Consider the following 14,988-nt stretch of genomic DNA (forward strand, 5'->3'; position numbering starts at 1 on the left):
ACTTAGTAAGAATATGACTTTTTTTAAATAATAGAGACGTCTCTATGGAAATAGACTTATGAGACTCCCCTATTTTTATGCTATAAATGGGTTTAAGTAGATTTAGTAGTGATTGTTTATTTTATGTTATATTTTTCAAGATTTTACTTTATATATGTTTTTTCAATGTCTATTTTGTATTTTTTCCCCGAATCCATGAAAGATTATGACTTTTAAAACTTACTAGTAGTATTATAAATGGTTTTATTAGAGCCCTTACATAAAGACACTATGATTGGAACTCGAAGGATGCTCGACTCATATGGGAGCTGCGGGACAGCTGAGACCCCACAGGTGGCCCAAAGGATGTGGGTCATGCATGCGTTACGACAGGACGTCGTGGGCATGCCTACCATTTTCCAGGAGGCTCAGCGACCGCCCCATGGAAAGCGAGCATACTGGAGTGGAAATCAACGCATTCTTTTTGTAAAACAAAATCCCTATCTTTTAACAATTAGGGAATGGGTTTATATCTTGAACCATTTGAAATGGATAATGTTTCATAGCAAATTGTGTTTTGTATAAGTATTCCATAACATAAATTTCTCCGCCATATGCATTACATAAAATACCCGAAATGCCTTGACCATTCATTAATGAAACCCCGACTGGTCTGCCAATTAAATATTGTAAATTTTGTTGCCAAGCCATCCTTCTTCCCCCTCAATCAATTTCTATACGATATGAAAATTTGTTCTACAAGTGCCTGCCTCTTATCAGTAACTAATTCCAGTCGTAAATGACAAGTGAAAATTTTCATGTTTATAAATGAAAATCTTTTTTTAGAAATGATCTATATTCAAAATGGTTATTTTACCAACTTTAGGAAATAATACCCTTATATTTTATTACTCATTTTGGGGGAACAAATGATGTTAAAAAAAGTACTTTCATTCATTCCTGATTACATGATTTTTATCCAAGCGTTTATCACATTTATTGTTCCTTTCGCATGTTGGAAATTTTTTAAATGGGTTCATTTAATGGAGAAAGAGTGATAAAAAATGAAACGGTGGAGATCAAAATTTAATCAAGAGCAAGAGCAAAATACGCCAAATCATACTACATCATCAGATAAAAACTTATCGGGTAATCTTACATACGATTTAGAAGTTATCAAAAAAGAAATCGGCCATAATTCTGATGTGAAATTCCGTGAATTTCAATTAGGTGATACAACTGTTCAAGTTGCTGTTATCTTTATTGATGGTCTATGTGATATTGAATTGATTCAAACTCATATAATGGGCGGATTGATGTTAGGATTAACATCTTTAGCAACAAAGCAGCAATTAGAAGAAGACATAGAACGTCAAAGTGAGCGTTTACGTAGGTATATTAAGAATCAATCTTTATCCGTGTGTACTTTGAAGGAAGTCCAAACAATTGATGAATTAAAAACAGGCATCTTATTCGGCTCAATTGGATTATTGGTAGATGGTTTGTCCGTATGCTTTTTATTAGGTGAAGCATCAACTAAATCAAGAGCGATTGCTGAACCAGACTCTGAGGCTTTAGTTCGTGGACCCCGAGTAGGATTTGTTGAGAACTTATGTGATAATACTGCCTTACTGCGACGTAGCGGAAGAAACCAAAATTTATCTATTTTAGGCTTTGAAGTAGGAGAGGTTTCAAAAAAAGAACTCGTTATTGCGTACATTCAAGACATAGCCGAACCGCAATTAATTGAAGAAGTTAAGAAAAGAATAAAAAGAATTAAAATTGATTCCGTCCCTGATTCCGGATACATTGAACAGCTTATAGAGGATAACTATTTAAGTCCGTTCCCACAAGTGCAAAGCACTGAGAGACCGGACCGAGTGATGAGCGCATTAATGGAAGGAAGAGTTGCTCTAATTTTAGACGGTTCACCATTTGCTTTAATTGTACCAGTTACATTTCAGATGTTATTACAATCACCTGAAGATTATTATGAAAGATGGATTGCAGCGTCATTAATTAGGGTTCTACGTTTTGTCGCTTCATTTATTTCTTTATTTGCTCCATCATTATACATTGCATTTATATCGTTTCATCAAGGGTTAATTCCCACTAAGCTTGTATTTCACATCGCAGTAACTAGAGGTGGCGTACCATTTCCTCCTTTGATTGAAGCCTTAATCATGGAAGTTTCAATCGAAGTTCTAAGAGAAGCTGGATTACGATTACCAAAACCAATTGGACAATCTCTTGGTATTGTTGGTGGATTAATCATCGGTGAAGCTGCAGTAGAAGCAGGAATTGTTAGTTCTATTATGGTAATCGTTGTAGCAGTTACAGCGATATCATCATTTACGTTGCCACAATATAATGTTGGCATTGCACTTCGAATGCTCCGCTTCATTTCTATGTTATTCGCAAGTGTATTTGGATTATATGGGGTTGTCTTATTTTCTCTTTTACTTTGCAGCCATGTAGTAAAACTAAAAAGCTTTGGCGTTCCATATTTAAGCCCTTCTGCTCCATTTCGCTTTGCAGATTGGAAGGATTTCATTATAAGAGGCCCATTGTTCTTGATGAAACGTCGACCAAAAACTTTACAACCGAAAAATTCGGTTAGAGAGAAGTAGTCAATAGATTGGAGGTTAACCTTTTATGAACTCAAATCCTGTAGATCGAATATCTACCTATCAAGTCATTATGTTTCTAGCCAATTTCATCCTAGGAGCTGGTATTTTAACATTACCTAGAACGTTAACCGAAAAAGTAGGTACTCCTGATGCATGGATTGGAATTATTTTAAGTGGATTACTCATTATCTTGATTGCATTGTTGATCGTCAGACTTTGTAAAAAATTTCCGAACGAATCATTTTATCAATTTAGTCAAAAATTGGTTGGAAAATGGCTTGGCATCATTATTAGTATGGTTATTATCATATATTATATTTGCCTTTCTGCTTTTGAAGTAAGATCGATGGCCGAAACAACAATGCTGTATTTACTTCAAGGAACTCCAACATGGGCGGTTATGATGCCATTTTTATGGATTGGGCTATATTTAGTAATTGGTGGAATCAATTCGATTGCTCGAATGTTAGAGATTATATTTCCAATTACAGTATTATGTTTTTTGCTCGTTATCTTTTTAGGTATTGGGATTTTTGAAATTGATAACCTACGACCAGTGCTAGGAATGGGCTTTAAACCTGTATTAAAGGGATTAACAACAACTTCTCTTTCATTTGCTGGATTCGAAATTATGCTAGTTATATATATGTTTATGAAAGAGAAAAAAAACGCTTCGAAAGCAGCAATCTTCGGAATTGGGATACCGTTAGTATTCTATACGATTACTGTTATTTCAGTTGTAGGATCTTTTTCAGTATCAGGTGTTGTATCTCAAACATGGCCAGTACTCACATTTGTTCGAAGTTATGAAATAGCAGGCTTATTTTTTGAAAGATTTGATTCAATTTTACTTGTTATATGGATTATGCAAATCTTCGCCACTTTTATCGTTTCATTTTTTGCTGCAGCAATTGGAATGGCCCAAATATTTAATAAAAAAAGTTTCCATCCTTTTTTATTTATTATTATTCCATTTATATACCTAATAGCAATGATTCCAGAGGATATAAATGGTGTCTTTAAAATGGGCGATTTATTAGGGAATTTTTCATTTTATACATTTGGAGCGCTAACTATTTTTTTATTATTTATTTCATTTGTGAAGGAAAAAGTAAATGGGAAAATGTAAGCAAACTCTACTGTTGACCTTTTTGTTGCTTTCAATTGTGGTTTTATTAACTGGTTGTTGGAGTAATAAACCGATTGAAGAACTTAACATAATAATTGGTTCATCGGTTGATAAAGATCAGAATCAACAAATAAAATCTACTCTTCAGTATGTGGTTCCAGAAGCAATGTCAAAAAAAGCAGGTGGTTCAAGCTCTGAGCAAAAGCCATATATTAATGTGTCTGCAGTTGCAAACTCATTGGAACCTGCAGGATGGAAAACAACATTAAAGAGAGAAGGTATCATATTTGGACCCCATCAAAAATCAATTGTCGTTAGTGAAGAAATTGCTCGTGAAACGCCATTAAGACAAATAATGGATTTATATTATAGAGATATAGATATTCGTGGAAGTACGCATATTTTCATTTCAAAAGGCCGAGCAGATCAAACGCTAGAAACGAAAGAACAAAATGTAATTCCAGCATTACGGATAGCGGAAATTGCAACACAATCGTTTACGACAGAAGTATTAATGGATTCCACGCTTATGAAAATATGGGGAATGATGAATTCAGGTTCTAGCTTCCTTCTACAAATGTTAGATTCTTCTTCTGGTGAAGTGTCATTTAATGGGGCAGCTGTGATTGGAAGCTCGTCTAAATTGATTGGTTCATTAAATAAGGAAGAAGTTCAAGGAATTAACTGGTTAAAAGGACAAGGAAAAGGTGGATATGTTAAAGCATATCTGAAAGAGGAAGATAAACCAACATATTATCAGATAGTAACGATGAAAAGTAAAATTAAGCCATATGTTAAAGGTAAGAATATTTCATTTGATGTTTTGATTGAATCTGAAGGCAGAATTGCAGAATATTGGAATCCACATTTTAAAAGTGCCTTCGATGAAAAAAATGTAGAAAATATGGAAAAAGCAGCTGAAAAAGAAGTGCAAAGATTAATTGAAAATGTAATGAAAAAAACTCAAAAAGAATTAAAGGTGGATGTTGTTGGATTTGGAAATCAATTAAGAATTAAAGAACCTAAGCTTTTTAATAAAATGAAAGATCATTGGGATGAAGATTTCAGTAAAGCAAGCATTCATTATAAGGTTGATTTAACAATAAAAGATTACGGAATGCTAGGCAAAAAAAGTAATAAATAAAAGTCCAAAATAAAAAAGCTCAAACTCTATTGGTTAGATGTTTGAGCTTTAAATTATTCCAAGAAGGATCAAAATTTAATTCTACCCAATTTAATTAAATGATTAGTTTTTTCTTAATCAATATTTTTTATACTAAAAGTTTAATAAGTTTTTACGACATATGCGAAAACTGTTGCCTAGACTCCGCATTCTTTATGATGATTGATTGCAGCAGTATACAAATTTTCTAACCGATGAGATACATGTGAAAATTCAAAGTTGGATTCCACGAAAGCTCGTCCTTCTTTAGCCAAGGCATTTTTTGCTTCCAGATTGGAAAATAAGAATAAAATGGCTTCAACAAAAGCATCTGAATTTGTATAATCATCTATTACATACCCATTTTGCATATGTTTGATAATTTCTGCATTACCACCTCTGTTTGTAGTAATGATTGGTAAGCCTGTCCCCATCGCTTCATAATGAACCCTTGCTAAAGGCTCTTGCCATTGTGAACTGCATACAAAAATATCACCAATTAAAAAATGTGAGGGAATGTCATCCGGCGGTACAAATCCGGTAAAAATCACTTTATCTTTACCTAATAATTCAGCTTGCTGTTTGAGTTTTAATCCATAGGCATCTATTCGATCTTCACTAAACCATTTACTTCCAACTATGACTAGTACTGAATTACTATACTCACTAATTACTTTCTTCATTGCTTCAATTAAAACATCTGGACCTTTTACTGCACTTAGTCGCCCTACGAATAAAACAACTCTTTTATCTTCTACTCCAAATTTTTGTCTAAGCTCTTTTCTTTTCTCCTGTACTGCTTTATCCCAGTTTGGTTTATACCTTTTCAAATCGATACCAGAATAGACTGCCTTAATTTTACTTTTTGCTTGAGGAAAACGATCAATGACTGTTTGTCCTATATATTCACTAATTGTCATGATTCGATCAACTGCTTGAATAACTAAATTTCCCATTTCAAGAGAAATTTTACCTTCTTTAAACATTTCATTATGAAGACTTAAAACGAAACGACTCTCTGGCATTGAATTTTTATAAACTAGTAAATCACGGGGCCGGTTAAATACATGGACTAATTCGTAAACCTCTTGATTTGCTAGCTTTTTAGAAAGTTCAATACCAATATTAAATACATAATTTAGCCTTGGAACACGAATATATTCAACACCATTCACAACTTCTCGTTCTGGAAGATCTGGGTGGGTAATTCCGAAAATTGTCAATTCATGGTGAGCATTTAGGTGAGGGGTTACTCCATCAATGAGAACTTGTATTGCCCCTCCTCCTACAGGCGGTACAGGAAACTTCTCAGTACAAATTAACGCAATTTTAATTATAGACCACTCCTTTCATTGACACTAAAAAGAAAAACAACTAACGATAATCTATGTCCTCTTTGTAATCTATGATGGTAAACATATTTAGAAACGGCGATTCTACTAAATAACTAACTTTAACAATTAATTAATAAAGACAAAATCTACAAAATAAAGGAGCTTAACATATTATTAGAATTGAGTTTTGCATTTGCTAGTTTTCTTCTTAATTCTTCTATTAAATTATTGTTCATTACTTTGCTACATAAAAATCTTTTTGAAATTACAAAGATAGACTATAAAACACTACGCATTCTCCTTTGCAAAAATTGTAGTTTTTACTCTGTTTTCATCCTTAATCTGTCTAATTATCATTTTATGAATTTATAAAAAAGATATTTTAATTGGTAATATATTACCATTTTTAAGATGCATTCTATTATGAATACTGATATATCACTTGTGTATTACCCCCCCTTTAAATAGAACTAATAGCTCAAGCATTTCAAATTGACCATTTTTAATTCGTGACTATTTAAGGAATGAAACAATTTACACACGTAAAATGTCTCTGTTTTACGACACTCTTTTACAATATTCTTAATATTAAAAATTGTTTGAACAATGTAAATTATGATGGTACGATGGTTTCCTGAGTCAAAAATGTTAACCTTAGGAGGAATTTTAGTGAACAAAAAAACATTAGCAATTGGATTATCTTTTGGTTTAGCTGTTAGTTCATTATCAGTATCATCTGCATTTGCACAACCGAAGAATGTTTTATCAAATTACAAGTACAATGAGAAAGTTGGATCTCCAGAATTCGTATCAGGTAATTTAACAAAGCCATCAGCAAAAAGTGCTGAGTCGATTGTTTATGACTATGTAAACGCAAACAAAGACAAATTTAAATTAGGTTCTAAAAATTCAACTGAATCATTCACTGTTAAATCAAAAGCTAAAGACAATCTTGGTTATACTTCAGTTAAGTTACAACAAGTGTATAATGGTGTACCTGTATGGGGATCTACTCAAGCAGCTGTTGTTAATGAAGATGGTGTCTTAACTACTTTCTCGGGAACAGTAGCACCTGACCTAGAAACAAAAAAAGGACTGAAATCAGAAAAGAAAGTAAACGAGAATAAGTCTATCTCGATTGCTGAAGATGATCTTGGTTTTATTCCTGAATATGAAAAATTACCAACAGCTGATTTAGTTGTTTACGTAAATGGTGACGAAGCTACATATGCTTATCACGTTAACTTAAACTTCCTATCACCTGAACCTGGTAATTATAACTACTTTATTGAAGCGTCATCAGGTAAGATTTTAAATAAATACAATAGTATTGATTCAGTACATGGTAAAAACGAACAAAATATTCAAACAGCAGCTGCTGCAAAACCAGGAGGTACGCTAACTGGAACAAATGTAAGTGGAACAGGTTATGGGGTGCTGGGTGATTCAAAACCATTAAATATGCTACTTTCTGGATCTTATTATTATTTACAAGATAATACGAGAGGAAATGGTATTTACACATATGATGCAGCTAATCGTACTCGTCTGTCTGGTTCTTTATGGTCAAGTGTTGACACACTTTTAAATGCTACATATGATAGAGCAGCCGTTGACGCTCATTACTATGCTGGTAAAACATACGATTATTATAAAAATGTTTTCGGACGTAATTCTTATGACGGTAATGGTGGCGTATTAAAATCTAGCGTTCACTATGGTAGCAGATACAATAACGCATTTTGGAATGGTACGCAAATGGTTTACGGAGATGGAGATGGCTCTACATTCATCCCATTATCAGGTTCTGTTGATGTAGTGGCACATGAGTTAACACATGCTGTGACTGACACAACTTCAGAATTAATTTATCAAAATGAATCAGGTGCTCTAAATGAAGCAATTTCTGATATTTTTGGAACATTAGTTGAGTTCTATACGAACAGTAGTCCAGATTATGAAATTGGTGAAGATATCTATACTCCTTCGATCGCTAATGATGCTTTACGTTCTATGAGTGATCCAACAAAATACGGTGATCCTGATCATTACTCTAAACGTTACACAGGAACTGCTGACTATGGTGGGGTTCATACAAATAGCGGAATCATCAATAAACAGGCATACCTATTAGCAAAAGGTGGCACTTTCTCTGGGGTAACAGTAACAGGTATCGGCAATGATAAGTTAGGTGCAATTTACTACCGTGCAAATACAGTTTACTTAACAGCATCTTCAACTTTTAGCCAAGCGCGCGCTGCATTAGTTCAATCAGCATCAGATTTATATGGTGCAAGTTCTGCTGAAGTTACTGCAGTTAAAAATTCTTTCAGTGCAGTAGGTATTAATTAATATCCCTTAAACAACATGCGTAAAATGTAAATACTTTCCCCTTCTCTATAAAGAGTAGCCGGTTTCCTTAGCAATGGAAATCGGCTTTTTTTAATCAATATTTCAACTAATAAAAAAGACCGTCCAAATGAATAGACAGTCAAAATGTTGATTTATAAATGAAAACGATCTAATAAATTGGTTTTCGCAAGATCTATGACATCATCTGCATGACCGTTTAAAACAGCTTTTAGGGTCCACAATGTAAAACCATGTGCCTGTTCTAAGCTTACTTTTGGTGGCATTGCTAATTCTTGACGGTTTACAACTACATCCACCAAGAATGGGCCATTATGTTCAAAGGCACGTTGTAAAGCAGATTGTAATTCCGCCGGATCCTCAACTCGAATGCCTTCAATTCCCATTGCTTGAGCAACATTTGCAAAATTAGGATTTGATAAACTAGTTCCTGTCTCTAAATATCCCGCTGCTTTCATTTCTAGTTCAACAAAACTAAGAGCACTATTATTAAAAACGACTACTTTTACAGGTAATTGATGTTGATGTAAAGTTAATAAATCCCCCATTAGCATGGACAAACCACCATCTCCACATAAAGCAATTACTTGATTTGCCGACTTTGCAATTTGAGCACCAATAGCTTGAGGTAGGGCATTTGCCATTGTCCCATGATTAAAAGAACCAAGTAATCTTCTTTTACCATTCATTTGAAGATATCTTGCCGACCAAAGTGTAGGCGTTCCAACATCACAAGTAAAGATAGCATCTTCACTTGCTAGGTCGCTAATTACTTTTGTTAAATATTGCGGATGAATCGGCTTTCGTCCTGGTTTACCAATTGCAAAACTATCTAAATCTTTTCGAACATTCTCATATGCAGATACATACTTATTTAGATGCTCTGGATCTCGGTCTCCTTTTAATAGAGGTAACAATGCTTGTATTGTCTCAGATACATCACCGCATAAACCATAAGTAACCATTGCTCTTCTTCCTAAATGCTCTGCTCTTATATCTACTTGTAAAATAATTGCATCCTTTGGATAAAACTGCCTGTATGGAAAATCTGTCCCAAGCATTAACAAAATATCGGCATCCATAATCGCATGATATCCTGACGAATAACCGATAAGTCCCGTTAATCCGGCATTATATGGATTGTCATATTCAAGATGCTCTTTTCCTCTAAGCGCTATTACCATAGGAGATTTTAACTTTTCACAAAGCTGCATTAAAAGTGAATGAGCACCCTCGCACCCTGCTCCACAAAGCAGTGTTATTTTTTTATCTTCATTTAAATAGTCTGCTAGTCGTTCTAGCTCTAGTTTGGATGGCCTAATGACAGGTGTCGTAACATGAATCACTTGTTCAGGGATCGATTCCTTATCTTCTAGTGCTGCAATATCACCTGGTAGTACAAGTACTGAAACACCTTTACGTGAAATGGCATGTTGCATCGCAATCGTGGCCAATCGGGGCATATGCTCTGGTCTAGTAACTGTCTCACAATAATGACTACACTCTTTAAACAATTGTTCTGGATTTGTTTGTTGAAAATACTCTCCACCTATTTCAACACTTGGTATATGAGCTGCAATTGCAAGAACAGGTATTCGACTACGATGGCAGTCATACAGTCCATTAATTAAATGCAGATTTCCAGGTCCACTACTACCAGCACATACCGCAATACTTCCGCTTAATAAAGAATCTGAACCTGCCGCAAAAGCAGCAACTTCCTCATGTCTAACTGAAATCCATTCTATTTTTTTAGATTTTCGAATGGAATCCAACACTGCATTGAGTGAATCTCCCACAATACCATAAATTCGTTTAACACCTGCTTGCAGTAAAGATTCGATTAATAAATCAGCAATTGTCTTCCTCATATAGTTCTCCTTATCCAAATAAATGTTGACCGATTCTTTAATAGAAAAGAATCAGCTCAGATTGTGAGTTGTCATTTTACTAAACTTATGGTTTACGATTGTCCAGAGTGATATACATAAATTTCAATTTCTGGTTCTATTTGGAATTTTATTCAAAACGAATTTGTCATGAATGATATTTGAAATAAAAAAAGAACAACTACATGATTCGTAGTTGTTCCTGAACTTTTTATTGAATACCAAGTGAACTTTTCACCGTTTCTAATGTATGTGATTTATATTTTTTCTTAGGCGCTGGTGCATTGTTAATTGTAGGATTTTGCATTAAATAATTCTTTTCAACAAATGCCATGTCTTTTCCATCAACTACACCATCAAAATTAATATCTGCTGCTCGTTTATTCGTTCCCCAATAAGTTTGTAAATAGATCGCATCCAATACATCAATAACATCATCTTTATTTACATCCCCTGCGATCGCTGTATTTAATCGATAGTAAAGGTTTTGATTCGTAACTTTTCCATCTTCATGGAATCCAATTGTAAAGTCTTTGTGAACTGTAAAGTGTCCAGGGAAATCGAGTGTAAACTCATAATGATCATCAGTTAATGGTAAATTTGGTATTTCGAAAACAACTGAAGAATTATTTTTCCCATTGTAAACTGTTCCATTTGAACTAGTTGCTTTTACGTTAACGCCTAATTTTGAGTAATCAATAGATCCCGTTGCAGATCCATTTGGATCTAAGAAAGCCTCAGCACTTTTACTACCACGGAATAATGAACTGGTATTTTCCATGTAGAAAATAGATGGGTTTCCACTTGGAACTGCTTTTGAGGTATTATTCGTATCTGTAACTATAACACTCGACATATAAGCTGGGAAAGTTACAGGGAATGGTGTATACTCACTTCCCATTTTGAATTCTAAGTCGGCTAGCTTAAGGTCACCAGATAAAGGAGTAAACCCATCTTTAGATGTAATTGTTACTGTTGATTCAATTGTATTTGAACCAGTACTAACTTCTTTATCCGTAACAGTAATATTCACTTTATCTGCTACACTTTGGTGTGGAGTTACATTCATTGTTGCTACGTTTTTATAATGATAGAATTTATAAACTACTTGTTTTACACCACTTGCTTTATTTAAATTTAACGTTGCATGAGCTGTTTCACCCATTTTAGCAGTACGTTTTTCAGGTTGCATAAATCCATAAGTTACATCATCACGTGTTACAAAAATCTCTCGACCTTCTTTAAACGTTTTATTTGAAGCTGCATCCATTGCATAGAATGATAGTAACATAGCCCTTGTTGGGTTTGTTGGAATTGTAGCTGTGAACGTACCGTCTGGATTTACAGGTACTGATACCGCTCTTCCACCTAATTGATCTTGATAGAATACTCTTGTACTTCCTTGATTAAAGTTCATTCCAAGCTTTTGCATTTCTAACGTTTCCTTATCGTAAACCGAACCTGTAATCGTAACATTAGATTGTCCATTCTTATATTCGAGAACGTCAGAACTATTGATTGTCATTTTTGGTGCTGTGTTGTCAAAATAGAACGGTGCTTCTTGTGAGAATGTTTTTCCTGCATCATTTGTACCAATTATTTTCAACTTATAATAACCTGGTTTTGCTAGATCTTGGTTATAGGCAATTGGTTGATTTTCATCACCAGTAAATTTGTAATAGTATCCATTAAATACTTTAGAAATGCCATACGTAATATTTTCATCCATTCCTAAACCACTCATCGTACCAACAAATCCTAAGTCTTGACCTGTTTTACCGTCTACAAGAACAATATCAAGTGTACGCATATGAGATTTAATGCTCATTAATGCATTTGTATAAATTAACTGACCACTATAAGCTGAATCAAATACTTGAGTAAATGCTTGAGGGCTCATAGCAAGAGAATTAATCCCTTCTTCTACTGTTTTAATCGCAAAAGGAACTTGGAAGGTTTCATCAGGATTATTTTGATTTGTATATGTTACAAATCCTTCATAAATACCTAATTTCGCTGATTTTGGAACTGTTATCGCAACAGTAGATTTCTTTTTTGAGTTGGCATCAACTTTAATTGACTTCTCAGTAACAATCATGACCCCATTATCATCTGCATCTAATGAACCTCGACGGTCAGTTTGGAACGAAACATTTACATTATATGTTTTTGCTAGATTACTATTATTATAGATATTTACAGTGCGTTGATCGCTAACATTTGTTCCAGCTGGTGCAAATACACCGAATGAAAGTGCACCTGTTAAGTCTTTAATTGTTTTTAGGTTTCCTTTTTTATCAGTACTACCTTTTGTCTCATCCATTACTTCAATTCTTGTTTTAGAATAAATTGCTTCATATGGATCTACTTGACCTGCTCCTGTTTCAAAAACACTATAATTTCCATTTAAAGGATCTGCTGTGTTCATTAATGTTTCTTTAATTTGTGCAGGCGTTAAGTTTGGATTTGCTTGTAATAATAATGCTGCAACACCAGCCACATTTGGAGTAGCCATTGATGTACCAGACAAATTATCATATGCGTATTCATATTTACCAACTTGATCTGCTCCGTGCATATAAGATGGGACAGTTGAAAATACAGCAACACCCGGTGCAGTAACTTCAGGCTTAATATCATAAGTGATTCGAGCTGGCCCACGAGAACTGAAAGTCGCTAATTTACTACCCTCGTCTACAACTTTACCCATTTCATCAAAAGAAAATGTCGGCGTTGTACCTAGTTTTGAAGCAACCTCAGTTCCTTGTTCATAAGACATTGAGAATGTTGGTACTAATCCATAGCTTGCACCTATGTATGTTGGAATAAATCCTTCACCTGGTACATTATTGACTAATATGACTGCAACTGCGCCATGATTTTTAGCAAATTTAATTTTATCGACTAGTGCAATAACTCCTCTGTTTACTAATGCAATCTTACCTTTAACATCGATTGATTTATAGTCAGCATCTGTGCCGGAATTTGGAACTTTTATGATCGGCAACTGATTACTTAAAAGGCTATCTACATTATCACCAAAGCCTTTACCTAATAGTTTCATGTCTGATTTAACATCTGCAGTTCCATGGAAAGTTCCTTTTGAAGTTGCAATCTCAGTTTTCGTATCGTTGGCACCAACTGTAATTGCTAAAGCTGATGCTCCTGGAGCACCTAATGTGTAGGATCTATCTCCAGCATTTCCAGCAGCTACTACTGCCGTTACACCTGAAAGCACAGCATTATTTACTGCGATACTTTCGATATTCTCTGGGTCATTACTCGAATTTCCAAGCGATAAATTAATAATATCCATTCCATCTGCAACCGATTTATCAATTCCACCTAACACACTCTCAGTTGACCCTGAACCAAATTCCCCCAAAACACGATACACATAAAGGTCAGCATCTGGTGCTACACCTGTTACTGCGTAATCTGCATTATTTTTTCCACTTCCAGCAATGATACCAGATACATGGGTACCATGCTCTGTATAAAAAGTTGACCCTGTAAGTATATCTCTTTCTGCTAGACCTGATTTCTTCCAATCATCATATGTAGTCTCCATTGGATCTGCATCATTATCTACAAAATCCCATCCTTTTACTGAGCTTGGCGAAATGGATTTCGGATCTACTCCTTTTTGTGCACGGTATCCTTTGTATGCGTCTGTTAAATCAGGATGATTGTAATCAATACCAGTATCAATAACACCTACCTTAATCCCTTTGCCAGTAAATCCTTCATCATGTAACTTATTAATTCCTGGGAATACTTCATTTGCTATTTTTTTTGCTTCTGTATTGCTGTCTGTTTTAGTAGGTGGTTCAACTTTAATAACCTGATTAGGCCATATAGCTTTTACAACTTTTGATTTTAATAATGACTTCACTTTATTTGCAGGAAGCTCAATCGATACTCCGTTTAGCGAGTTATTATACTTATGTTTGATTTTGAATACATTTTTATTTTCACTTAAATCTTCTTTATAAATTGACTCAAGATCATTTTTAAACGTATCTTGTGCTTCTTTTGCATTTTGTTCAGCTTCTGAAATAGAAAGACTATTTCCATTTGTTGCTTCTTCAATGACTGCAACTTTTGCTGGCTTATCTTTAAACTCAACAATAACTGATAAGTTATCTGTACTCTCTAAATCTACCGAATCTGGCAATTGTAAACCTTCTTGACTAGTAGCTTTTAATGTTTGAAGAGCCTCGCGTTGTTCAACCGTTAATGTTGAAAGGATTTCTTCAATAGTAGCAGATGAAGCTGCTTTTACAATTGATTGTTGAGGTTGAACTGGAATTGAGCTAAATAAAACACCAGTACTTAAAGTTAATATTGCTGTACCTTTTATAAAACGATTCATTCTTCTCTCCCCTTCTTGCCAATAATATCTTTCTGACTTGATTATAAGGAGATTTGACAGAATTTATTTTTCTAAAAATTCTATCAATTGACGAAAAAATCTTCGTCAAACTTCGACAAA

At 34.3% G+C, this 14,988-nt stretch carries 9 protein-coding genes; 5 read left to right on the forward strand and 4 right to left on the reverse strand.

The features are described 5' to 3' along the window. Nucleotides 1-486 precede the first annotated feature (486 nt). A complete protein-coding gene (locus ACX6U0_RS05695) occupies nucleotides 487-690 on the reverse strand; it encodes a hypothetical protein (protein WP_192601200.1) in 204 nt (67 codons plus the stop codon). A 221-nt stretch (nucleotides 691-911) separates the two neighbouring features. Here ACX6U0_RS05695 and ACX6U0_RS05700 point away from each other — a divergent pair, with 221 nt between their 5' ends. The 4 genes from ACX6U0_RS05700 to ACX6U0_RS05715 are packed head-to-tail and all read left to right on the forward strand — an operon-like array spanning nucleotide 912 to nucleotide 4,882. Continuing rightward, complete coding sequence (locus ACX6U0_RS05700) at nucleotides 912-1,037, forward strand: hypothetical protein (RefSeq protein WP_464959013.1); 126 nt, start codon at nucleotides 912-914, stop codon at nucleotides 1,035-1,037. A 6-nt stretch (nucleotides 1,038-1,043) separates the two neighbouring features. Next, nucleotides 1,044-2,609 (forward strand): spore germination protein, encoded by a 1,566-nt coding sequence (locus ACX6U0_RS05705; RefSeq protein WP_464959014.1) that lies wholly within the window; start codon nucleotides 1,044-1,046, stop codon nucleotides 2,607-2,609. 25 nt (nucleotides 2,610-2,634) lie between these two features. After that, nucleotides 2,635-3,738, forward strand: coding sequence for a GerAB/ArcD/ProY family transporter (locus tag ACX6U0_RS05710; RefSeq protein WP_464959015.1), 1,104 nt, complete (start codon nucleotides 2,635-2,637; stop codon nucleotides 3,736-3,738). Next, nucleotides 3,725-4,882, forward strand: a complete 1,158-nt coding sequence (locus ACX6U0_RS05715) for a Ger(x)C family spore germination protein (protein WP_464959016.1) — start codon at nucleotides 3,725-3,727, stop codon at nucleotides 4,880-4,882. Before ACX6U0_RS05710 ends, ACX6U0_RS05715 begins: the two co-directional genes overlap by 14 nt. Nucleotides 4,883-5,058: 176 nt before the next feature. On the opposite strand, the gene ACX6U0_RS05720 is transcribed toward ACX6U0_RS05715, so the two are convergent. Further along, nucleotides 5,059-6,237 carry a glycosyltransferase family 4 protein gene (locus ACX6U0_RS05720; RefSeq protein ID WP_464959550.1) on the reverse strand — a complete coding sequence of 393 codons (1,179 nt, stop codon included), beginning with the start codon at nucleotides 6,235-6,237 and terminating at the stop codon, nucleotides 5,059-5,061. Between the two features lie 666 nt (nucleotides 6,238-6,903). Between ACX6U0_RS05720 and ACX6U0_RS05725 the strand changes: the two genes are divergently transcribed. After that, the gene (locus ACX6U0_RS05725; protein WP_464959017.1) at nucleotides 6,904-8,586 is read left to right on the forward strand and encodes a M4 family metallopeptidase; all 1,683 of its coding nucleotides are present in this window, start codon (nucleotides 6,904-6,906) and stop codon (nucleotides 8,584-8,586) included. 152 nt (nucleotides 8,587-8,738) lie between these two features. On the opposite strand, the gene poxB is transcribed toward ACX6U0_RS05725, so the two are convergent. Together poxB and ACX6U0_RS05735 are read right to left on the reverse strand one after the other, a co-directional pair. Further along, nucleotides 8,739-10,475, reverse strand: a complete 1,737-nt coding sequence (gene poxB / locus ACX6U0_RS05730) for a ubiquinone-dependent pyruvate dehydrogenase (RefSeq protein WP_464959018.1) — start codon at nucleotides 10,473-10,475, stop codon at nucleotides 8,739-8,741. 229 nt (nucleotides 10,476-10,704) lie between these two features. Continuing rightward, a complete protein-coding gene (locus ACX6U0_RS05735) occupies nucleotides 10,705-14,868 on the reverse strand; it encodes a S8 family serine peptidase (RefSeq protein ID WP_464959019.1) in 4,164 nt (1,387 codons plus the stop codon). Nucleotides 14,869-14,988 lie beyond the last annotated feature (120 nt).

Source organism: Gottfriedia sp. ABJ_BB2_2 (genome assembly GCF_055484705.1).

What these genes read in the sequence shown, in the direction of transcription:
- ACX6U0_RS05695 (WP_192601200.1), bottom strand. Translation starts at nt 690, where the DNA reads ATGGCTTGGCAACAAAATTTACAATATTTAATTGGCAGACCAGTCGGG.
- ACX6U0_RS05735 (WP_464959019.1), bottom strand. Translation starts at nt 14,868, where the DNA reads ATGAATCGTTTTATAAAAGGTACAGCAATATTAACTTTAAGTACTGGT.
- ACX6U0_RS05715 (WP_464959016.1), top strand. Translation starts at nt 3,725, where the DNA reads ATGGGAAAATGTAAGCAAACTCTACTGTTGACCTTTTTGTTGCTTTCA.
- ACX6U0_RS05700 (WP_464959013.1), top strand. Translation starts at nt 912, where the DNA reads ATGTTAAAAAAAGTACTTTCATTCATTCCTGATTACATGATTTTTATC.
- ACX6U0_RS05705 (WP_464959014.1), top strand. Translation starts at nt 1,044, where the DNA reads ATGAAACGGTGGAGATCAAAATTTAATCAAGAGCAAGAGCAAAATACG.
- poxB (WP_464959018.1), bottom strand. Translation starts at nt 10,475, where the DNA reads ATGAGGAAGACAATTGCTGATTTATTAATCGAATCTTTACTGCAAGCA.
- ACX6U0_RS05710 (WP_464959015.1), top strand. Translation starts at nt 2,635, where the DNA reads ATGAACTCAAATCCTGTAGATCGAATATCTACCTATCAAGTCATTATG.